At 62.4% G+C, this 20,702-nt stretch carries 17 protein-coding genes; 9 read left to right on the top strand and 8 right to left on the bottom strand.

The features are described 5' to 3' along the window. The 8 genes from HX803_RS25165 to HX803_RS25130 all read left to right on the top strand — a co-directional run. Positions 1-762: hypothetical protein (locus HX803_RS25165; protein WP_256732937.1), on the top strand; the 762-nt coding region annotated here is incomplete at its 5' end. 187 nt (positions 763-949) lie between these two features. Further along, entirely contained in the window at positions 950-2,191 is a 1,242-nt protein-coding gene (locus tag HX803_RS25160) for an SfnB family sulfur acquisition oxidoreductase (protein WP_178924394.1), read from the top strand. A gap of 26 nt (positions 2,192-2,217) precedes the next feature. Beyond that, complete coding sequence (locus HX803_RS25155) at positions 2,218-3,411, top strand: SfnB family sulfur acquisition oxidoreductase (RefSeq protein ID WP_178924392.1); 1,194 nt, start codon at positions 2,218-2,220, stop codon at positions 3,409-3,411. Then, entirely contained in the window at positions 3,411-4,763 is a 1,353-nt protein-coding gene (locus HX803_RS25150) for an LLM class flavin-dependent oxidoreductase (RefSeq protein ID WP_178924390.1), read from the top strand. Before HX803_RS25155 ends, HX803_RS25150 begins: the two co-directional genes overlap by 1 nt. Positions 4,764-4,922: 159 nt before the next feature. Then, the gene (locus HX803_RS25145; RefSeq protein WP_025855519.1) at positions 4,923-5,738 is read left to right on the top strand and encodes a MetQ/NlpA family ABC transporter substrate-binding protein; all 816 of its coding nucleotides are present in this window, start codon (positions 4,923-4,925) and stop codon (positions 5,736-5,738) included. Beyond that, complete coding sequence (locus HX803_RS25140; RefSeq protein ID WP_178924388.1) at positions 5,735-6,850, top strand: methionine ABC transporter ATP-binding protein; 1,116 nt, start codon at positions 5,735-5,737, stop codon at positions 6,848-6,850. Before HX803_RS25145 ends, HX803_RS25140 begins: the two co-directional genes overlap by 4 nt. Then, the gene (locus HX803_RS25135) at positions 6,840-7,484 is read left to right on the top strand and encodes a methionine ABC transporter permease (RefSeq protein WP_178924378.1); all 645 of its coding nucleotides are present in this window, start codon (positions 6,840-6,842) and stop codon (positions 7,482-7,484) included. Before HX803_RS25140 ends, HX803_RS25135 begins: the two co-directional genes overlap by 11 nt. A gap of 39 nt (positions 7,485-7,523) precedes the next feature. Next, positions 7,524-8,150 carry a bifunctional 2-polyprenyl-6-hydroxyphenol methylase/3-demethylubiquinol 3-O-methyltransferase UbiG gene (locus tag HX803_RS25130; RefSeq protein ID WP_178924376.1) on the top strand — a complete coding sequence of 209 codons (627 nt, stop codon included), beginning with the start codon at positions 7,524-7,526 and terminating at the stop codon, positions 8,148-8,150. 91 nt (positions 8,151-8,241) lie between these two features. Here HX803_RS25130 and HX803_RS25125 read toward each other — a convergent pair whose 3' ends face one another. From HX803_RS25125 to HX803_RS25110, 4 genes are all read right to left on the bottom strand, one after another. Beyond that, positions 8,242-10,398, bottom strand: a complete 2,157-nt coding sequence (locus HX803_RS25125) for a glycoside hydrolase (protein WP_178924374.1) — start codon at positions 10,396-10,398, stop codon at positions 8,242-8,244. Positions 10,399-10,594: 196 nt separating this feature from the next. Then, complete coding sequence (locus tag HX803_RS25120; RefSeq protein WP_178924372.1) at positions 10,595-13,660, bottom strand: efflux RND transporter permease subunit; 3,066 nt, start codon at positions 13,658-13,660, stop codon at positions 10,595-10,597. Next, complete coding sequence (locus tag HX803_RS25115; protein WP_178924370.1) at positions 13,657-14,727, bottom strand: efflux RND transporter periplasmic adaptor subunit; 1,071 nt, start codon at positions 14,725-14,727, stop codon at positions 13,657-13,659. The genes HX803_RS25120 and HX803_RS25115 overlap by 4 nt, the downstream gene beginning before the upstream one ends. Then, the gene (locus tag HX803_RS25110) at positions 14,724-15,806 is read right to left on the bottom strand and encodes an efflux RND transporter periplasmic adaptor subunit (RefSeq protein ID WP_178924368.1); all 1,083 of its coding nucleotides are present in this window, start codon (positions 15,804-15,806) and stop codon (positions 14,724-14,726) included. Before HX803_RS25110 ends, HX803_RS25115 begins: the two co-directional genes overlap by 4 nt. 170 nt (positions 15,807-15,976) lie before the next feature. Here HX803_RS25110 and HX803_RS25105 point away from each other — a divergent pair, with 170 nt between their 5' ends. Further along, a complete protein-coding gene (locus tag HX803_RS25105) occupies positions 15,977-17,137 on the top strand; it encodes an AAA family ATPase (RefSeq protein WP_178924367.1) in 1,161 nt (386 codons plus the stop codon). 164 nt (positions 17,138-17,301) lie between these two features. On the opposite strand, the gene HX803_RS25100 is transcribed toward HX803_RS25105, so the two are convergent. From HX803_RS25100 to HX803_RS25085, 4 genes are read right to left on the bottom strand one after another with little or no spacing between them, the layout of a single operon-like run. Beyond that, a complete protein-coding gene (locus HX803_RS25100) occupies positions 17,302-18,156 on the bottom strand; it encodes a transporter substrate-binding domain-containing protein (RefSeq protein ID WP_178924365.1) in 855 nt (284 codons plus the stop codon). Further along, positions 18,153-18,929 carry an amino acid ABC transporter ATP-binding protein gene (locus tag HX803_RS25095; protein ID WP_178924363.1) on the bottom strand — a complete coding sequence of 259 codons (777 nt, stop codon included), beginning with the start codon at positions 18,927-18,929 and terminating at the stop codon, positions 18,153-18,155. Before HX803_RS25095 ends, HX803_RS25100 begins: the two co-directional genes overlap by 4 nt. Beyond that, entirely contained in the window at positions 18,926-19,585 is a 660-nt protein-coding gene (locus HX803_RS25090) for an amino acid ABC transporter permease (protein WP_176997384.1), read from the bottom strand. Before HX803_RS25090 ends, HX803_RS25095 begins: the two co-directional genes overlap by 4 nt. Continuing rightward, positions 19,566-20,231, bottom strand: a complete 666-nt coding sequence (locus HX803_RS25085; protein ID WP_178924361.1) for an amino acid ABC transporter permease — start codon at positions 20,229-20,231, stop codon at positions 19,566-19,568. Before HX803_RS25085 ends, HX803_RS25090 begins: the two co-directional genes overlap by 20 nt. Positions 20,232-20,702 lie beyond the last annotated feature (471 nt).

Genomic DNA, 20,702 nt, shown 5'->3' with positions numbered 1-20,702 from the left:
CTGCTCACCGCCCCGACCCTGCCCCAGGCGCATCGGGAAGGCATCAACGCCCTGGCGGCCACCCAGTTGCAAGTGGACATTGCGCCCTACCCCGGCATGGAGGAAGGCGACTTGATCGAACTGTTCTGGAACGACTGCTTTGCCGCCTCACGGCGGATCACTGCCTGCAAGGTCGGCATGTCGACCCACCTGCGCGTCCCGCAGAGTTTTGTGCAGGATGGCCGCGCTTGTGTGCACTACCAGGTGATGCAAGTGGGTTACGGCCCCGCGCGCTCGGCCCCGGCTCGGGTAAAGGTCAAGACCAATTACCCGGGCGGCGAACCTTCACCGCTGCTGGGTGACGAAAACCAGAACCTCGCCCCGGTGGACCTGCCCGAAACGATCCGCCGCCATGGGGTCAACGGCCGCCAGGTGCGACGTGGCATCCCCCTGGCCATCGAACCCTACCTGAACATGAGCTGCGGTGACGCCATCACCTTGCGCTGGGGAGACGTGCGCCTGGATCTGCCGAAAATAGCCGCCCGGGACGTCGGCCTGGCGGTACAGGTGTGGGTGCCCTCGGCGGTGATTGTCGAGGCGGGGGACGACTGTCGGCTGGACGTGACGTACTGCATCCTCGACCGGGTCGGCAATAATTCACGCTGGGCACCGGCCCGCATGCTGAGCATCGCCGCCTGTTCCCCACAGGTGCCAGCCCGGCCGGCCAGGGCCGCGTCGACCTACCAACCGCGTCACCCCGGCTCACCCTGCGAACCGGGGTGACAGCCCTTCTATGCATATTCCTAAAAGTTAGTTTATTTAAAGATTTAACACGCTTAGGGTATATGCACCGGACCACCGGACATCTCTGATTTTTCTGTTTTTATTTCATTGAATGCGAGGTCGGTATGGTCAGAATTACCCCGGTGCATAACGCCAGGGCATTACGTGCAGCCAAGGAGCGGCGCTGATGTCTAACTTGGCTCAAACACCCCCCCAGAGCGATCTGGATGTAGCCCCCCTGCTGTTGCCGGCCGCCGTGCTGCGCAACGACGCCGAGGCACTGGCCGCTGCCCACGAGCTTGCCAAGGCTGCACGCCTGCAAGCCGCCAAGCGCGACAGCCAACGCAAGCTGCCGTGGGCACAGATCGAACAGTTCACCCGCAGCGGGTTGGGCAGTATTTCCATTCCCCGCGAATACGGCGGCCCGCAGGTGTCCTTCGTGACCCTGGCCGAGGTGTTCGCGATCATCAGTGCGGCCGACCCGGCCCTCGGGCAGATCCCGCAGAACCATTTCGGCATCCTGCACCTGCTGCAGGGCGCGGCCACCGAACGCCAGAAAAAGCAGCTGTTCCAGAGCGTCCTCGACGGCTGGCGCATCGGCAATGGCGGTCCGGAACGCGGCACCAAGAACACCCTGGAACTCAAGGCACGCATCACCGCCAAGGGTGACGGGCATGTGATCAGCGGCCAGAAGTTCTACTCCACCGGCGCGCTGTTTGCCCATTGGGTCGCGGTCAAGGCGCTGAACGATGACGGCAAGCAGATCATGGCGTTCGTGCGCCGTGGCACCGAAGGGCTGCGCATCGTGGATGACTGGTCGGGCTTCGGCCAACGCACCACTGCCAGCGGCACGGTGCTGCTGGACCAGGTACCGGTGGACGCAGAGCTGGTGGTCGAAAACTGGCGCATCGGCGAATCCCCGAATATCCAGGGCGCTGTCTCGCAGTTGATCCAGGCTGCCATTGACGCGGGCATCGCACGCGGTGCGCTGGATGACACCATCGCCTTCGTGCGTGAACGTTCGCGCCCGTGGGTCGACGCCAACGTCGAACGCGCCAGCGATGACCTGTATGTGATCGCTGACATCGGCAAGCTCAAGATCGAGCTGCACGCCGCCGAAGCGCTGCTGCGCAAGGCCGGCCACGTGCTGGACCAGGTCAGCGCCGCACCGATCACCGCACAGTCTGCCGCCCGCGCCTCGATTGCCGTGGCCGAGGCAAAGGTGCTGGCCACCGAAGTGTCGCTGCTGGTCAGCGAAAAGCTCTTCGAACTGGCCGGCAGCCGCGCGACCCTCGCCGAGTTCAACCTCGACCGGCACTGGCGCAACGCCCGGGTGCACACCCTGCACGACCCGGTGCGCTGGAAGTATCACGCCATCGGCGCCTTTCGACTCAATGGCACCCTTCCGGCCCGCCATTCCTGGATTTGACCGACCAGACCTCTGGAGAAATACGCATGACCCTTTCTCATCACGTCGCGGTCATAACCAGCGACGAACAAGCCCTTATTGTCGCCAGCGACCTGGCCGAAGACTTCCGTCGCGACAGCGCCCAGCGTGACCGTGAGCGCCGCCTGCCCCTGCCCGAACTGGACGTGTTCTCCCGCTCCGGCCTGTGGGGCATCAGCGTGCCCAAGGAATACGGCGGCGCCGGTGTGTCCAACGTCACCCTGGCCAAGGTCATTGCGCTGATCGCCCAGGCGGATGCCTCGCTGGGCCAGATCCCGCAGAACCATTTCTACGCCCTGGAAGTGCTGCGCGTGAACGGCGCCCCGGCACAGCAACAACGCCTGTATGCCGAAGTGCTCGCGGGCCAGCGCTTTGGTAACGCCCTGGCGGAACTGGGCACCAAGACGGCCCACGACCGCGTTACATCGATCACCCGCGACGGTGATGGCTTTCGCATCAGCGGCCGCAAGTTCTACGCCACCGGTGCGATCTACGCCCAGCGCATCCCCACCTCCGTGGTGGATGAGCACGGCGTGCAGCAACTGGCATTTGTCCCACGTGACAGCGAAGGGCTGACGGTAATCGACGACTGGAGCGGCTTTGGCCAGCGCACCACCGGCAGCGGTTCGGTGGTGTTCGACAACGTGTGGGTGGCGGCGCAGGACGTGATCGCGTTCCAGAGCGCGTTCGAACGCCCGACCACCGTCGGCCCGCTGGCGCAGATTCTTCACGCGGCCATCGACACCGGCATCGCCCGTGCAGCCTTTGAAGACGCGTTGCATTTTGTGCGCACCAAGACCCGCCCGTGGATCGACTCAGGCAACGACAAAGCCACCGAAGACCCGCTGACACTAAAAAGTTTCGGCCATCTGAGCGTGCGCCTGCATGCCGCAGAAGCACTGCTTGAGCGTTCCGGCGAATTTCTCGACCGCGCCCAGGCCGACAGCAACGCCGAGACCGTCGCCGCCGCCTCGATTGCCGTCGCCGAAGTGCGCGCCCTGAGCACCGAGATTTCCCTGGCAGCCGGTAGCACGCTGTTCGAACTGGCCGGCAGCCAGGCGACCCTCGCCGAGCACGGCCTGGACCGTCACTGGCGCAACGCCCGCGTGCATACGCTGCACGACCCGGTGCGCTGGAAGTACCACGCGGTGGGCAATTACTACCTCAACGATGCAAACCCGCCACTGCGGGGGACCATTTGATGACCAAGAAAAAGATCCTGCTCAATGCCTTCAACATGAACTGCATCGGGCATATCAACCACGGCCTGTGGACGCACCCACGGGACACATCCACCCAGTATAAAACCATCGAATACTGGACCGACCTGGCCAAGACCCTGGAGCGCGGGCTGTTCGACGGGTTGTTCATCGCCGATATCGTCGGGGTGTATGACGTCTATCAGAACTCCATCGATGTGCCGCTCAAAGAGTCGATCCAGTTGCCGGTGAATGACCCGTTGCTGTTGGTCTCGGCCATGGCCGCCGTGACCCAGAACCTTGGCTTCGGCCTCACCGCCAACCTCACCTACGAGCCGCCGTATCTGTTCGCCCGGCGCATGTCCACGCTCGACCACCTGAGCCGTGGCCGCGTGGGCTGGAACATCGTCACCGGCTACCTCGACAGCGCGGCCAAGGCCATGGGTCTGACCGAGCAGGTCGAGCACGACCGCCGTTATGACCAGGCCGATGAGTACCTGGAGGTGCTCTACAAACTCTGGGAAGGCAGCTGGGAAGACGACGCGGTGCTCAACGATCCGCAGGCGCGGGTGTATGCCCAGCCCGGCAAGGTGCACAAGGTCGAGCACCACGGCGAGTTCTACCAGGTGGAGGGTTATCACCTGTGCGAACCCTCGCCGCAGCGCACCCCGGTGCTGTTCCAGGCCGGCAGTTCGGATCGCGGTTTGCTGTTCGCCGGGCATCACGCCGAGTGCGTGTTCATCAGCGGGCAGAACAAGGCCTCGACAAAAGTGCAGGTGGACAAGGTACGCGCCAGCGCCGTCGAGGCGGGGCGTAACCCGGACGACATCAAGGTGTTCATGGGCCTCAATGTGATCGTGGGCGCCACCGAAGCGCTGGCCTGGGCCAAGCACGCCGAGTACCTGAGCTATGCCAGCGCGGAAGCCGGCGTGGCGCACTTCTCGGCCTCCACGGCCATCGACTTTTCTCAATACGAACTGGACGAACCGATCCAGTACGTGAAGAGCAACGCGATCCAGTCGGCCACCAAAAACCTGCAGAACAACGACTGGACCCGACGCAAGTTGCTCGAGCAGCACGCCCTGGGCGGCCGCTACATCACCCTGGTCGGCTCGCCCGAGCAGGTGGCGGATGAGCTGGAGTCGTGGATCGCCGAGACTGGGCTGGATGGTTTCAACCTGACGCGCATCGTCACGCCGGAAAGCTATGTGGACTTCATCGACCTGGTGGTGCCGGAGCTGCAGAAGCGCGGGTCGTACAAGACCGCCTACGAGGCCGGCACGCTGCGGGAAAAAGTCTTTCACAACAGCGCGCGCCTGCCCGAACAACACACCGGTTCTACCTACCGCCACTGAACCAAAACTGTGAACCACAAAAAATGTGGGAGCTGGCTTGCCTGCGATAGCGGTGTGTCAGCAAAAGCACCTGCAACTGATAGACCGCTATCGCAGGCAAGCCGGCTCCCACAGTGGACCGCATTGTTAATACCGACACCTTATGACTGGAAAATGATGATGAAAAAAACACTGCTCACCCACCCAGTCAAAGCACTGGCCCTGGCGTTTGGTTTGTTCAGCTCGGCCGTCTTCGCCGCCGATGCACCCCTGAAAATCGGCACCACCGCCGCCTTCGCAATACCCCTGGAAGCCGCTGTGGCCGAGGCCGGCAAGCAGGGTTTGAAAGTCGAGCTGGTGGAGTTCACCGACTGGATCGCCCCCAACGTCAGCCTGGCGGCCGGCGATATCGATGTGAACTACTTCCAGCACATCCCGTTCCTGGAAAACGCCAAGGCTGCCGCAGGCTTTGACCTGGTGCCCTACGCCCCGGGCATCATCAACAACGTCGGCCTGTATTCGAAGAAGTACAAAAGCATCAACGACCTGCCCCAGGGCGCCAGCGTGGCCATCGCCAACGACCCGATCAACAGCGGGCGTGGCTTGCAACTGCTGGCCAAGGCCGGGCTGATCACCCTCAAGCCGGGCGTGGGCTACAAGGCCACCGAAGAAGACATCGTTTCCAACCCGAAAAAGATCAAGATCCTGCAAGTCGAGGCCGTGCAACTGGTGCGTGCCTATGACGACGCCGACCTGGTGCAGGGCTACCCGGCGTACATCCGCCTGTCCAAGACCTTCGACGCGGAGTCGGCGCTGCTGTTCGACGGCCTCGACCACCCGGAATACGTGATCCAGTTCGTGATCCAGCCGAAAAGCAAAACCGACCCGCGCGTGATCAAGTTCGTCGACATCTACCAGCACTCGCCGGTGGTGCGTGCTGCGCTGGATAAATCCCTGGGCAAGCTCTACCAGGTCGGCTGGGAAGATAAAAAATGACCGCCGCCCACGCCCAACTGCGCGACCTGGGCTTGCCGCCCAGGGACGCCGAGCAGACTGAACTGCACCCCGACCTGAACCGTGCCCATGTACGCTTTATCAACCTGGGCAAGACCTACGACGGCGCCGTGCATGCCTTGCAAGGCATCGACCTGGCGATCCAGCGCGGTGAAGTGTTCGGCATCATCGGCCGCAGCGGCGCCGGTAAGTCGTCGCTGATCCGTACCATCAACCGCCTGGAGCAGCCCAGCAGCGGACGCGTGCTGATCGACCAAGTGGACATCGGCGACTTCGACGAAGACCGCTTGGTGGCGCTGCGCCGGCGCATCGGCATGATCTTCCAGCACTTCAACCTGATGTCGGCCAAGACGGTGTGGCAGAACGTCGAGCTGCCGCTGAAAGTGGCCGGCGTGCCGAAATTGCAGCGCGAGCAGAAGGTGCGTGAGCTGTTGGAACTGGTGGGCTTGCAGGATAAGCACACGTCTTACCCTGCGCAGCTGTCCGGTGGGCAGAAACAACGGGTGGGCATCGCCCGCTCGTTGGTGCACGACCCTGAAATTTTGCTGTGCGACGAGGCCACCTCGGCCCTCGACCCGGAGACTACCCAGTCGATCCTCGGCCTGCTGCGTGAGATCAACAAACGCCTGGGTTTGACCATCGTGCTGATCACCCACGAAATGGCAGTGATCCGCGAGATTTGCGACCGCGTGGTGGTGCTCGAACACGGGCGTATCGTCGAGCAAGGCCCGGTGTGGCAAGTATTTGGCAACCCGCAGCACGAGGTCAGCAAGACCCTGCTGGCGCCGCTGCAACATGGGCTGCCGGAAGAACTGCACAACCGTTTGCAAGCCAGCCCGACGTCGGCGGAGGCCGCGGTGGTACTGCGCTTGCAGTTCACCGGCAGCGACACCGATGAGCCAGACCTGGCTGCGCTGTTCAGCGCCCTCGGCGGGCGGGTGCGCTTGCTGCAAGGCGGCGTGGAACGCATCCAGGGCCACGCCCTCGGGCAACTGCTGCTGGCGGTGAGCGGCTCGCCCCACACGCCCGAAGAACTGTGCACCCGCGCCGGCAATTGGGCACAACACGCAGAGGTGCTGGGCTATGTGGTTTGATCGTTTAGTGCAGGGCGCCATCGACACCTTGCTGATGGTGGGCGTGTCGTCGCTGATAGCGTTGCTGGTGGGGATTCCGCTGGCGGTGTTCCTGGTGACCAGCAACAAGGGCGGTATTTACCAGGCCCCGACGCTTAACCGCGTGCTGGGGGCGTTCGTCAATCTGTTCCGCTCTATTCCGTTTTTGATCCTGATGGTGGCCTTGATCCCCTTCACGCGGCTGATCGTCGGCACCACCTATGGCGTATGGGCCGCCGTCGTGCCGCTGACCATCGCCGCCACACCGTTCTTTGCGCGGATCGCCGAGGTGAGCTTGCGCGAGGTCGACCATGGCCTGATCGAAGCCGCACAAGCCATGGGCTGCCGGCGCTGGCACATCATCTGGCATGTGCTGTTGCCAGAAGCGCTGCCGGGGATTGTCGGCGGGTTCACCATCACGTTGGTGACCATGATCAACTCGTCGGCGATGGCGGGGGCGATTGGCGCAGGTGGGCTGGGGGATATCGCCTACCGCTATGGTTATCAGCGCTTCGATACGCAGATCATGCTCACGGTGATCGTGCTGCTGGTGATTCTGGTGGCGGTGATTCAGTTGGGGGGTGATCGCCTGGCGCGGGTGCTCAACAAGCGGTGAGGTATAGTCGGGCTATCTCAACGCCCGGTACTTCCCGTCATGCCCCTCAAACCCGACGACCTCGACCAGATTACCTCCACCACCCTCGGCCACTACAACAAGGTGGCCGAGGACTTCCGTGAAGGCACCCGCGATCATGATGTGAGCCAGAACATCGACGCGCTGCTGCGGCATATCCAGGGCACGGCGCCCTTTACTGTGCTGGATTTCGGCTGCGGGCCGGGGCGGGATTTGCAGACGTTCACGCGCATGGGGCACATCGCCGTAGGGCTGGACGGCTCAGAGCGCTTTGCGCAGATGGCGCGTGAAGACAGTGGCTGTGAAGTGCTGCAACAGGACTTCCTCAAGCTGGACCTGCCGGCCGAACGCTTCGACGGGATCTTTGCCAACGCCGTGCTGTTTCATGTTCCCAAGCAGGAGTTGCCGCGCGTGCTCAAGCAGCTGCATGGGGCGTTGAAGCCTGGCGGCGTATTGTTCAGCTCCAATCCTCGAGGTGAGAACCAGGAAGGCTGGAATGGGCCACGGTACGGGTCTTATCACGACCTTGAAGCGTGGCGGGTGCTGTTGACCGAGGCCGGGTTTGAAGAGCTGGAGCATTACTATCGGCCGGCGGGGTTGCCTCGGGAGCAGCAGCCGTGGTTGGCGAGTGTGTGGAGAAAAATTTAGATTTTTTGCGTCTGGGCCGGCCTCATCGCGGGCAAGCCAGCTCCCACAGTTGGAATGCGTTCCCCTGTAGGCGCTGGCTTGCCTGCGATAGCTATTTCACCTGGTACACCACTGGATCTTCGCCCACCACCAACGCCGTCACACTGCGCTCGGCAAAATTGGCGATCAACCGCGTGCCATCTGCAAAGGTGGTTTCCTGCACACGCCGATCAGCTGTCAGCCACCGAAAGCCCGTCATTTCCTGCGTGGCCAAGCGTTGATGCAACGGGCGGAAAAACGCGTCCTGGCGTTGAATGATGGGCAATCGCTGCTTAACCGTCCCGGCACTCAGGTGATACAGCGGCGGCACGTTGTAGAGCAGTTGGGTCAACTCGTTCTCTGCCCGCACATTGCTCAGCTTCAGGCTGTCGAACAGCCAGTGATGCGTGGTGATGACCGACCCGTGGAACACCGCCTGGTACAACGGCAGGCGCATACTCGGCTCGAAATACACCGTGCGAAACGGCTCCTTCAACGGCACTTGCTTGAAGAACACCGCAGGTTGCTCCGGCGGGTACCAGTTACCCACGTAATAGGGTGATTGCTTATCTTTGGTCATGTCCTGGTCACCCCAGCCCATCACCGGAGTCTGCATGCCATGGGCAAACAGGATGCCCTGGGCGGTGATGGCGTTGCCGTCTTCGGAACCGGCCGGCAGCTTGAGCACCGTATTGATCCACCGGGAGGCGTCGATATTGCCTTGGGCATTCTGTGCCTGGGACATCGGCGCGCTGTCGCGATAGCTGTCGAACACCATGCTTGTCGCGTACGCATCGAGGAACCAGGCGTTGAAACCGGACTTGGCCTGCACGGCCTTCACCCGGTCTTCCAGCAAGGGCCTTACGCAACGGGGGTCGGTGTAGTGGCCCGATTGCTGGAAGCCGGTTTTCAACGTGCCGCTCTTCAACACGATCGCGCAGTCGCGGTAGGCCTTACTGCCCAGGTGCGCGGTGGTCCAGTCCGGGTTTTCGGTGGCGGACAAGGCGGTTTCATAGGAGTCGTAGGGCGCCATGAGGTAACCGGCAGCGACACCTGAGCGAATCGCTTCGGGGTGCCAGAGGCCACCTTCCCAGCCTTCGCCAAGGGTCAGCAACAGGCGTTGCAGGCCGGATTGACGCAGCGTCTCAATCGTCTGGCCACCCCAGGTTCCCGGCGTATCACTCAATGCTCCGGCGAACGCCACGGCCAATTCGGCGCGCAGCTCGCCGTAGCGGGCAGCGAGCTGCGTCATATCGGGTTCCTCGACCTGCCAGCGCTGCCGGGCTTTCTTGTTGATCGCGGCGTTAAGGCCCCGGAGCAACACGCCCTGCTCGTAGCGATTGAGCGCCGACGTCTGCGCCAGAACCTTTGCCGCCTCCTTATCCAGCAAGCCTTTGAGTTCATGGCCACGCAAGCGCTTGAGCAACAGCGGCCAGTCACGCACGTCGCTCGATGCCAGCAGATCATTGCCCCACAGGTACACATGGCTGGCGCCCAGCAGTTTTTGCGCTTCGGGCGTTTGCCGAAACTTGTCTGCCAACGATTCATAGCGGCCCTGCTCCACCAACCATTGGCGATAGCGCTTGGCACCGGCCAACGGGTCGGCGTCGCCCAGGTGCAACAGCAGGGTCATCGGTGCAGAGGGATCGAGCGAGGTGAACTCATGGGCCAATGACAGGACCATGCCTTCCTGCCAGTGCAGGCGGTTGTTGTAGGGGTTGGTCAGCAGCCAATTCAGGGTGAAGCCGCCATGGTCCAGACCCCAGAGGGGCAGGCTGAGGTCCTGGGTGGTGTTGAGCTCGCCCTGGTCCAGCAGGAAGGCCTTCCACACCGGGTTATCGGCCGGCACGTAATGCCCTTCGGCCAATGGCCACATCACACCGCGTCCCATGGCACTGGCCGGTTGCTGGAGGATCGCCAGTGCGCCGGGCTCCCGTGCGTGGAGGGACAGCAGCAAGTCACGTTGCTCAAGGGTGGCAGTGATACGAAAGGCGCCCTCATCCCACTGCCAGCTGGCCTGCTGCTGATTATGTGAAAGTTGACTGACGACGTGCGCCTGCACGCCGCTTGAAGCCTGCACCGACGACTGGCCGCTGGGTGTGACGCGGATGCCCAGGGTGGCGGGGTCGAGCTCGACGCGCCACTGAGGGTTTTCCAGGACCGTGGCAGCAGAGACCAGTGGAGAGAGAAGGAGCGTGCAGGCCAGTAGGAAATGATGTTGCCAGTTCATGGTGCTCATCCTGTGCCGAAGGGGGGTCGAGGGTAAAACACCCGGGGGCTAGCAGGAGGAACGAAAGGTATTTCGAGATACTTCCTACAGCATAAATATCCAACTGTGGGAGCGGGCTTGCCTGCGATAGCGGTGCGTCAGCCACTCATTCGCTGACGGGTAGACCGCTATCGCAGGCAAGCCAGCTCCCACAGGTTTAACCACGTTTTTCCTGATGTTCCTGCTTCGGTTCGCGGATCTTGTACCAGGCCACATACAGCGCCGGCAGGAACAACAGGGTCAGCAACGTGGCAATGATGATGCCGCCAATCATCGCGTAGGCCATCGGCCCCCAGAACACTTCACGGGCGATGGGGATCATGCCCAGGCTCGCCGCCGCCGCGGTGAGCAAGATCGGTCGGCGCCGGTGCTCGGTGGCTTCCACCACCGCGTCCCACGGCGTGTAGCCAGCCAGTTCGTACTCGTGGATCTGCGTCACCAGAATCACCGAGTTGCGGATGATGATGCCGATCAGCGCCAGGATGCCCAGGATCGCCACAAAGCCCATGGGCGTGCCCGTGGGAATCAGCGCCAGCACCACGCCGATCAAGCCCAGCGGCGCGACGCTGGCCACCAGGAACATCTTCTGCACGCTGTGCAGCTGGATCATCAGGAAGGTCGCCATCAGGAACAGCATCAGCGGCACCACCTTGGCAATCGGCCCCTGGGCCTTGCCGCTTTCTTCCACGGTGCCACCGGTGGCGACCTTGTAGCCCACCGGCAAGCCGGCGCTGAATTGCTCGATGGTCGGCGCCAGCTGCTTCACCAGGTCGGTAGGCTGCATCTCGTCGCGCACCGAGGCCTTGATGGTGATGGTCGGCTTGCGGTCGCGACGCCACACCAGCGGTTGCTCCAGCTCGTAACGCACGGTGGCAAACGCCAGCAGCGGGATCGACGTGCCGTTGGGCGTGACAATCTGCAGGTTCTGCAAGGTTTCCGGGGTGCCGCGCTCGGCATCTTCGGCGCGGCCGACCACGTTGATCAGGTAGATGTCATCGTGCACCTGGGTCACCGAGGCGCCGCTGACCACGCTGTTCATCAACTGCGCCACGTCTTCCGACGACAGCCCCAACTGGCGCGCCTTGTCTTGCGCAATGTCCACGCGCAGCACTTTGCCCGGCTCGTTCCAGTCGTAGATGATCTCGCCCAGGTGGGTGTTTTTATCCAGCAAGGTCGCCAGCTCGATGGCGTGCTTGCGCACTTGGTCGATGTCTTTGCCCGACACGCGATACTGGATCGGCCGCCCCACAGGCGGGCCCATTTCCAGTGGCTGCACGTAGCTGCCGATACCGACGAAGTCATCACGCAGGCGTTTTTGCAGGCGCGCAATCAAGGCGCCGCGTTCTTCCAGGCCCTTGCTCACGATCACCAGCTGCGCGTAGTAAGGGTTTTCCAGTTGCTGGTCGAGGGGCAGGTAGAAACGAATCGCACCCTGGCCGATGTAGGTGCTCCAACGGGCGATGTCCGGGTCGTCCTTGATGATCGCTTCCAGGCGGTCGACGGCCTTGCGCGTCTCGTTGATCGAGGCGTTTTGCGGCAGGTTCAGGTCGACAAGGATTTCCGGGCGGTCGGATGACGGAAAGAACTGGTTCTGCACGAACTGCATCGAGAATACAGACGCCACGAACAGCGCGACGGTGATACCAATGGCCCACCAGCGGTTGCGCATCGCCCAGAGCATGCCGCCGTTGAACGCGCGGCCAATCCGCCCCGGCTCGGCATCGTGGGGTTTCACGTTGGCACTGAGAATGTGCACCCCGATCACCGGCGCGAACAACACCGCCACCACCCACGACACCAGCATCGCCACGGCAATCACCGCGAACAGGGTGAAGGTGTACTCGCCCGCCGAACTGGCGTTGAGGCCAATCGGCACAAAGCCGGCCACGGTCACCAGCGTACCGGTGAGCATCGGGAACGCCGTAGAGGTGTAGGCGTAGGTCGCCGCCTGTTCCTTGGTTTCGCCTTTTTCCAGCCGTGTGATCATCATCTCCACGGTGATCATCGCGTCGTCCACTAACAGGCCCAGGGCGATGATCAGCGCGCCGAGCGACACCCGCTGCATGGTGATGCCGCTGTACTCCATGAACACGAACACCAGCGCCAGCACCAGTGGAATCGAGCAGGCCACCACCAACCCTGCGCGCATGCCCAGGCTGATGAAGCTCACCACCAGCACGATAATCACGGCTTCGAACAGCGCGCTGGTAAAGCCGCCGACGGCCTCTTCCACCACTTCGGCCTGGTCGGACACCTTGTGCACGCCCACGCCCACCGGCAGGTCGGCGGTCAGCTCGTCCATGCGCTCATGCAGGGCCTTGCCGAACGACTGGATATTGCCGCCCTTCTGCATGGCAATCGCCAAACCGATGGCTGGCTTGCCATTGAAACGGAACATCGGCCGCGCCGGGTCGACGTAGCCACGGCTGATCTCGGCAACATCCGCCAAGCGATAAAAACGGTCGTTGAGCCGCAGGTTGACGTTGGCCAGGTCTTTCTCCGAGGCAAACTGCCCCGAGGTACGCACCGAAATCCGCTCCGGCCCGGCCTCGATCACCCCGGCTGGCGTGACCGCGTTCTGCGATTGCAGGCTCTGCACGACTTGGCGCTGGTCGATCCCCAAGGCGGCAAGTTTGCGTGTGGAGAAGTTCAGGTAAATCACTTCATCTTGCTGGCCGATCATCTCGACCTTGCCCAGCCCCGGCACCGAACGGATCTCGGCGCGCACCTGCTCCACGTAGTCGCGCAACTGGCGCATCGTCAGGCCGTCGCCGGTAAAGGCGTACACCGAGCCGAATACGTCACCGAATTCATCGTTGAACGACGGCCCCTGCAAACCCTGGGGGAAGGTGCCGCGAATGTCGTCGATTTTCTTGTGCACCAGGTACCAGATATGGGGGATGTCCTTGGCGCTGGTGGTGTCCTTCAAGAACACGAACACCGTGGACTCACCCGGCCGGGTGTAGCTCTTCACGTAGTCGAGGGCGTCGAGCTCCTCAAGCTTTTTCTCGATGCGGTCGGTGACCTGCTTGAGGGTTTCTTCCTGGGTCGCGCCCGGCCAGCGGGTCTGGATCACCATGGTCTTGATGGTGAACGAGGGGTCTTCCTCGCGGCCCAGGTTCATGTACGAGAACACGCCCATCAGCAGCGCGACGAACATCAGGTACCAGACGAAGGACTGATGCTTGAGGGCCCAGTCGGATAAGTTGAAGCTCCCTTTCATCGCGGGCTGTCCTCGTCGATTTTGACTTTCTGCCCAGGCTTCAGGCTGTTCACGCCAGCGGTGACAATGCGCTCGCCGGGTTTGACGCCGCCGTTGAGCACGGCACTGGCGCCATCGCGGCTGACGACGGTGACGTCACGCGGTTGCACCGTTTGGCTTGCGGTGTCGAGCAGCCAGATACGCGTTTTGCCGTCGACCTCCTGCAAGGCGCTCAGGGGCAACTCGATACGTGGCGCGATGGCGGTGCTCAAGGTCACGCTGATCGCCGTGCCCAGGCGGAACGCAGGCGGTGTCTCGGCCAGGGTCAAGCGCGCGCGACGGGTGCGCGTGGCGCTTTGGGCCTGAGGCTCGATCTCGCGCACGATGGCGGTGGTGTGCACATTGGGGTCCAGTTGCTCGGCGACCAGGAACACCACGTCGGGCGGCAGGCGCTCAGCCAGCCCGGCCGGCAGATCAATCACCGCTTCCTTGATGTCCGGGCGGGCCAGGGTCACCACTTGCTGGCCGGCGCTGACCACCTGGCCAGCCTCGGCATTCCAGGCGGTGACGATGCCGGCGTGGTCGGTGCGCAGTTCGGCATAGTTGAGCTGGTCCTTGGCCTGGTTGACCGAAGCCTGGGCCTGATCAAGGGACGCCTGGGTGGTTTTCAGGTCGGTCTGGGCCACGTCCAACTGGGCCTGGGCACCGACGCCACGGTTAAACAGCTCTTGCTGACGACGGGCATTGGCCTGGGCATTGATGTACTGCGCCTGCACCCGGGCCAGGTCGCCCTGGGCGGCGCGCAACTGGTTCTGCTGGTCGGTAGGGTCGAGCACTGCGAGCAAGGCGCCCTTCTCCACTTCGGTGCCCACATCCACGGCGCGGCGGGCGATACGGCCTGGCACACGGAAACCCAGGTTGCTCTCATAGCGCGCCTGGATGGTGCCCGCGAAGCGGCCAAGGTTTTCCTGGTCTTCGGCTTTCACCTCCATGGACAGCACCGGGCGCACGGGCTCCGGTGGCGCCTCTTCCTTGGAGCACGCGACCAGCAACAGGCTGGCGGCGAGTACCGCCGTCAGGCGCTTCATGGCTGGACTCCTTGCTGCGCGATCTCGACCACCATGCCGGGGTGCAGCAACTGCCCGCCCGCCACCACGACCTTTTCGCCGCCTTTGAGTCCATCGCCAATGATCACTTTGCCCGTGAGGTACCGCGCCACCGTGACCTTGTGCAATTGCGCCTTGCCGTCACCGTCGATCAACCACACGGCCGGTTCGTTGAGGTCTTTGGTGAGCGCTGCCCAGGGCAGTTCGATGCTGGGTTTGGCCGGGCCATTGGCGGTGGCGCTGACCACCGAGCCCAGCTCCATGCCTTTAGGCAGCGCCTGCAGGGCAATCTTCACTTGCACGGTGCCGGTGTTGGCGGCCACGGCTGGCGTGACTTCGCGCACTTTGCCCACGGCCTTGATGCTGGGGTTCTCCAGCAGGCTGACGGTGATCGGCGCGTCGGGTGGCGGCTCCACCAGCAGCGACTCATATACGTTGAACACCGCATCGCGCTCGCCGTCTTGGGCCAGGCTGAAAATCGGCACGGTGGCCTGCACCACCTGGCCCACTTCGGCCTGGCGCGCAGTGATCACACCCGGCGCGTCAGCAATCAACGCGGTGTAGCCCAGCTGTTCGCGGGCATTGGCCAATTGGGCCTGCGCGGCGGCCAGCGCGCTTTGGCTGCTGCGCAATGCAGCCTGGGCGGCGTCGTACTCGCTGCGGCTGGTGTAGCCCTTGGGCAGCAGCTTTTCCTGGCGCACAAAGGCGGCGGCAGTCTGTTTGACTCGCGCCTGCTCGGCCACGACCTGGGCCTGGGCGGAGTCGACGTTGGTCTGCAGATCCTTGGGATCGAGCTTGGCCAGCACTTGCTTGGCGGTCACGCGGTCGCCGACGTCCACCATGCGCTGGATGATCTTGCCGCCGACGCGGAAGGACAGGTCGGTTTGCACCCGGGCCTGGACATCGCCCGTGAGGGTGACCGCCACGGCAAAATCCGCCGACTGCACGGTTTGCACAAACACCCGGGAATGGGCCTTGGGTTCGGCCTTTTCCTGGCCGCAGCCGCTCAACAGCGTCAGTAGGCCAAGTCCGAAGATCAATGTGGAAGTACGACCGCCCATGCAGGCTCCTTATGCGTGATGCCGACGTGCCAGTGTGTATGCGACTGTGAGCTTAGATCAGGGTTCCACGTTGCAGGTGTACAACTGGCGAAGACTCAAGATATTTCCGACACTCATCCTCCGTGCTCTCACAGGTAACATGCAGTCTTCCTTCAATCGCGGCACCTCTCATGCTGAAAACCCTCGCGGTGGCCAATTACCGCTCGATCAATAAATTGGTGGTGCCCCTGGACCGGCTCAACCTGGTCACCGGCCCCAATGGCAGCGGCAAGTCCAACTTGTACCGCGCCCTGCGCCTGCTGGCCGAAACCGCCCAGGGCGGGGTGATCAATGCATTGGCCCGAGAGGGTGGGTTGGACTCCACCTTCTGGGCCGGGCCGGAAACCATCACCCGACGCATGCGCAACGGCGAGGTGCCCATCGAGTCCACCGTGCGCCAAGGCGTCAAGCGCCTGCGCCTGGGGTTTGCCGGGGACGATTTCAGCTACGCCATTTCACTGGGCTTGCCCGAGCCAAGCTTGTCCTTTTTCTCCCTCGACCCGGAAGTGAAGAAGGAATGCATCTGGGCCGGCCCTATCTACCGCCCAGCCAGCCTGCTGGTGCAGCGTTCGGGACCGATGGTGCGCGCGCGCGACGGTCGAAGCTGGGATGTGCTGGCCCAGCACACCCCCAACTATCACAGCCTGTTTGATCAGGTCGGTAGCCTACGCGGCTCGCCGGAAGTGTTGCTGCTGCGCGAAAGCATCCGTGGCTGGCGTTTTTATGATCACTTTCGCAGCGATGTGGATGCTCCGGTGCGTCAGCCTCAGTTGGGCACACGCACGCCCGTGCTGCATCACGACGGGCGCGACCTGGCGGCCGCCTTGCAGACGATTCGGGAGATTGGCGACCCCGAGGCGTTGCAGCGGGCCGTCAGCGATGCATTCCCCGGCGCGCGCTTGAATATCCAGCCGTTGCAGGGCGGGCGTTTTGCGATTGAGTTCTATCAGGAAGGCTTGCTGCGGCCGTTGTCGGCGGCGGAGTTGTCGGACGGGACCTTGCGCTACTTACTGCTGATCGCGGCGCTGCTGACGCCACGGCCGCCGACCATGATGGTGCTGAACGAGCCGGAAACCAGCCTGCATCCGGACCTGCTGCCGGCGCTGGCGCGCTTGATCATGCAGGCGTCCCATCACTGCCAGGTGTGGGTGGTGTCCCATGCCAGCCGCCTGATTGCGGCGTTGCAGCAGGATGAAGGGTGCAATTCGATTGTGCTGGAGAAAGTGCTGGGGGAGACCCAGATCGTTGGGCAGGGGATTCTGGATGCGCCGGCGTGGCATTGGCCGGAATAGTCATCGCCTGCAAGGGCCTCTTCGCGGGCAAGTCGAATCGTCGCACCGCAGCTCCCATATTTGACCGAGTTCCACCTTTGGAATGCGGATAACTGTGGGAGCTGCGGTGCGACGATTCGACTTGCCTGCGATAGCGGTAGATCAGCCACTCAATAACTGACTGATCAACCCTGCCACTTACCGCCTTCAACAATCACGCTCTCAGGCTTGGTGTCATCGCTCAGCTCTTTGCGCACATATTGGTCGTACAGCTTGAGCAGGAACTTCTCCTCACCCAACTTGGCCAACTCGGCATTCACCCAGTCACGCAGTTCGGCGTTGCCTTTCTTCACGGCTGGCGCGATCGGCGCTTCATCGCCGAGTTTCTGTTCCAGCACGCGGTAGCCCGGGTTCTGCTTGGCCCAGCTGAACAGCACCAGGTTGTCCTGGGCATAGGCATCGCCACGGCCGGCCGACAGCGCTTGCAGCGATTCGGAGTTTTTCTCGAACTTGAGCAATTTCCAATCCGGGTGGTTCTTGGTCAGCCAGATATCGGCGGTGGTGCCAGTGGTGACGATGGTGGTGCGGGTGGCCAGGTCATCCAGGCTTTTCACCGCACTGTCGTTTGGCACCAGGGCCTGCACCGCGACTTTCAAGTTGGGGTTGGTGAAGTCCACCGCTTCCTTGCGCTCCGGGGTCACGGTCATGTTGGCGAGGATCAAATCGACCTTGTCGCTTTGCAGGAACGGGATTCGGCTGGCGGGCTCGACGGCAACGAACTCGACCTTGTTCTCATCGCCCAGCAGATCCTTGGCGAATTGGCGGCCGATGTCGGTATCAAACCCGACGTAGCGGCCCGCTTCGTTCACAAAACCGAACGGCGGTTTGTCGGTGAACACGCCGACGATCAGTTTGTCGCGCGCCTTGATCTTGTCGAGGTAGCTCGCCGCAGCGGCAGTCGGTTTGGCAGGCTCTTCGGCCTTTTTATCGCAGCCGGCCAGCAGTGCGACGGCCAACAGTGGCAGCAGTAACTTTTTCATATCAGCTCCAGTTCCTTGGGTTTCTTGGGCAGTGTTGAAACAAAGGAGAACTTCTCCAGGAACTGCTGCGCGCGTGCGGTTTGCGGGTTCGTAAAGAATGCCTCAGGGGTGTTGTGTTCGAGGATGCGCCCGGCCTCCATAAACACCACGCGGTCTGCGACGGCGCGGGCAAATGCCATTTCGTGGGTGACGATCAGCAGGGTCATGCCATCGCGGGCCAGGCTCTGGATCACTTCCAGCACTTCCTTGACCATCTCCGGGTCGAGGGCGGCGGTGACCTCATCAAAGAGCATGACCTGGGGGTTCATGCACAACGAACGGACGATGGCGATGCGTTGCTGCTGGCCGCCGGAGAGCTGGCGCGGGAAGGCGTCGCGCTTGTCGGCCAGGCCCACGCGCTCCAGTAGTTTCTCGGCCTGCTCGCGGGCTTCGCGAGGGTCGCGCTTCTGCACTTTCAGCGGACCGAGCAGGATGTTGTCGAGCACGCTCATGTGCGGGAACAGGTGGTAGCTCTGGAACACCATGCCGATGTCCTGGCGCACCTGGCGCCAGTCAGTTTTTTTATCCAGCAGCTCATTGCCGGCAAAGCGCAGGCTGCCGCTGTGGGCCACTTCCAGCCCATTCAGGCAACGCAGCAGGGTGCTTTTGCCACAGCCGCTGGGGCCGAGGATCACCACCACTTCGCCGCTTTGCACGCGCAGGTCGATGCCCTTGAGCACCTGCGCTTCGCCGAAGTATTTGTTGAAACCCTGGAACTCGATCAATGCGCTCATGCTTGGGCCCAGCGCCGTTCCAGCACCTTGGAGGCAGCCGACAACGGGTAGCAGATAAAGAAGAAAAACAGGAACAGCACGCCGTAGATCAACACGGATTCATAGGTGCGCTCGATGATTTGCTGGCCAACCTTGATCACATCCACCACGCCAATCAGCACCGCCAGGGAGCTGGTCTTGATGATGCGCGTGTAGACGTTGATGGTCGGCGGGGTCATGCGCTTGAGGGCCTGGGGCAGCAGTACATAGCCGTAGAGTTGCGGGTCGGACAGGCCAATCGACAGGCCGGCTTCGCGCTGGCCACGGGGCAGCGAATGCAACGCACCACGCACCACCTCGCCCACTTCACTGGCGCCCCACAGCGACAGCACCAGCACTGCGCACCAGAAGCTCGGGATGCTCAACCCGAAGAAAATCGGCAGGCCAAAAAACAGCAGGTACAACCACACCAGCACCGGGATTGCGCGGAACAGCTCCAGGTACACCCGCAGCACGGCGTTGATCAGCCGGTTGTTCAAGGTGCGCAGCACGCCGTACAACACGCCGCCGACGGTGCTGAAGGCGATGCTCAGCAACGAAATCGACAGGGTTTGCGCGGCGCCCTTGCCCAGTTGCGGCAACGACACCCACAACAACTCAAGACCCGAACTGGCCATGCTGGAGCCTCCTTTCCAGGCGGCTGAGCAGCAGCGACAACGGCAAAAACAACAGCACGCAGATCAGCGTCAGCACGGCGAGCATTTCGTAAGTCTTGTAGTAGAGGGCGATGTAGCTCTTGCTGGTGTAGAGAATCTCCGGCACCGCCACGGCAGACACCACGGTGGTCTCCTTGAGCAGGAAGATGAAGTTGGCGAACAGCGCCGGCAGACTGAGGATGCCGGCCTGGGGCAGGATCACGTGGCGCAGCAGTTGCCAGTCCGACAGGCCAATGGACTTGCCCGACTCGATCTGCGCCAGCGGCACCGCTTCCACGCCCGCGCGCAGCACTTCGGTGAGGTAGGCGCCACCGAGGAACGTCATGGTGATGATCGCCGCCCAGAACCCGGAGATATTCAAACCCAGGGCCGGCAGCGCGAAGTAGACGAAAAACAGTTGGATCAGCAGCGGCGTGTTACGCGCCAGCTCTACGTACAGCGCCACCAGGCGCGACACGTAGGGCGTGCGAAACACCAGCAGCGCGGCGTTGATCAGCGCCACCAGCAGGGAGGTGGCAATGGCGATCAGGCCCACTTGCAGCGTCACCCCCACGGCTTTCAGAAACGCCGGCAAGGTGCTGAGGATAAAAGCGAAATCGAAGGTCATTGGCAATCCATGACGCCGCAGGGGTAATGCAGCGAGCGCAATCCAGACCGGCGTGGGTAACGTCGGGTAGCGCGAACTTTAAAGGTATAAAAATTAAAATTTAAATACCTAAATAGCATATTGATATCACCCAAAAAGATAACCCCCGGATTCGCGGGTTTGACAGGTGGCAGCTATGGTCTTGGGGTCGCAGGAAAGCCGTTTCGAGGGAATGAACCATGAACGAAGCGAAACCGATTGACCCGCAAGAACTGGTGAAGTGGTTGGTGGCGCTACGCAGGGCCATCAACAGCCGCGCTCTTTAATCCAATGAAGACCAAAATGTGGGAGCGGGCTTGCTCGCGAATACGGTGGATCAGTCAACACATCTGTTGCTGACAGACCGCTTTCGCGAGCAAGCCCGCTCCCACAGTTTTGATTGTGTTCCAGTCATAAAAAACGCCGACACTATGAAAGCCGTCGGCGTTGAAA

Origin of the sequence: Pseudomonas sp. P7548 (assembly GCF_013386585.1) — a bacterium.
Taxonomy (GTDB): domain Bacteria; phylum Pseudomonadota; class Gammaproteobacteria; order Pseudomonadales; family Pseudomonadaceae; genus Aquipseudomonas.
The sequence above is the reverse complement of the archived record's forward strand: the minus strand, read 5'-3'. Positions and strand labels throughout refer to the sequence as shown.

Excerpts from the sequence above, each read along its gene's own strand:
- HX803_RS25160 (WP_178924394.1), top strand. The coding sequence starts at position 950 with ATGTCTAACTTGGCTCAAACACCCCCCCAGAGCGATCTGGATGTAGCC.
- HX803_RS25155 (WP_178924392.1), top strand. The coding sequence starts at position 2,218 with ATGACCCTTTCTCATCACGTCGCGGTCATAACCAGCGACGAACAAGCC.
- HX803_RS25150 (WP_178924390.1), top strand. The coding sequence starts at position 3,411 with ATGACCAAGAAAAAGATCCTGCTCAATGCCTTCAACATGAACTGCATC.
- HX803_RS25145 (WP_025855519.1), top strand. The coding sequence starts at position 4,923 with ATGAAAAAAACACTGCTCACCCACCCAGTCAAAGCACTGGCCCTGGCG.
- HX803_RS25140 (WP_178924388.1), top strand. The coding sequence starts at position 5,735 with ATGACCGCCGCCCACGCCCAACTGCGCGACCTGGGCTTGCCGCCCAGG.
- HX803_RS25135 (WP_178924378.1), top strand. The coding sequence starts at position 6,840 with ATGTGGTTTGATCGTTTAGTGCAGGGCGCCATCGACACCTTGCTGATG.
- HX803_RS25130 (WP_178924376.1), top strand. The coding sequence starts at position 7,524 with ATGCCCCTCAAACCCGACGACCTCGACCAGATTACCTCCACCACCCTC.
- HX803_RS25125 (WP_178924374.1), bottom strand. The coding sequence starts at position 10,398 with ATGAACTGGCAACATCATTTCCTACTGGCCTGCACGCTCCTTCTCTCT.
- HX803_RS25120 (WP_178924372.1), bottom strand. The coding sequence starts at position 13,660 with ATGAAAGGGAGCTTCAACTTATCCGACTGGGCCCTCAAGCATCAGTCC.
- HX803_RS25115 (WP_178924370.1), bottom strand. The coding sequence starts at position 14,727 with ATGAAGCGCCTGACGGCGGTACTCGCCGCCAGCCTGTTGCTGGTCGCG.
- HX803_RS25110 (WP_178924368.1), bottom strand. The coding sequence starts at position 15,806 with ATGGGCGGTCGTACTTCCACATTGATCTTCGGACTTGGCCTACTGACG.
- HX803_RS25105 (WP_178924367.1), top strand. The coding sequence starts at position 15,977 with ATGCTGAAAACCCTCGCGGTGGCCAATTACCGCTCGATCAATAAATTG.
- HX803_RS25100 (WP_178924365.1), bottom strand. The coding sequence starts at position 18,156 with ATGAAAAAGTTACTGCTGCCACTGTTGGCCGTCGCACTGCTGGCCGGC.
- HX803_RS25095 (WP_178924363.1), bottom strand. The coding sequence starts at position 18,929 with ATGAGCGCATTGATCGAGTTCCAGGGTTTCAACAAATACTTCGGCGAA.
- HX803_RS25090 (WP_176997384.1), bottom strand. The coding sequence starts at position 19,585 with ATGGCCAGTTCGGGTCTTGAGTTGTTGTGGGTGTCGTTGCCGCAACTG.
- HX803_RS25085 (WP_178924361.1), bottom strand. The coding sequence starts at position 20,231 with ATGACCTTCGATTTCGCTTTTATCCTCAGCACCTTGCCGGCGTTTCTG.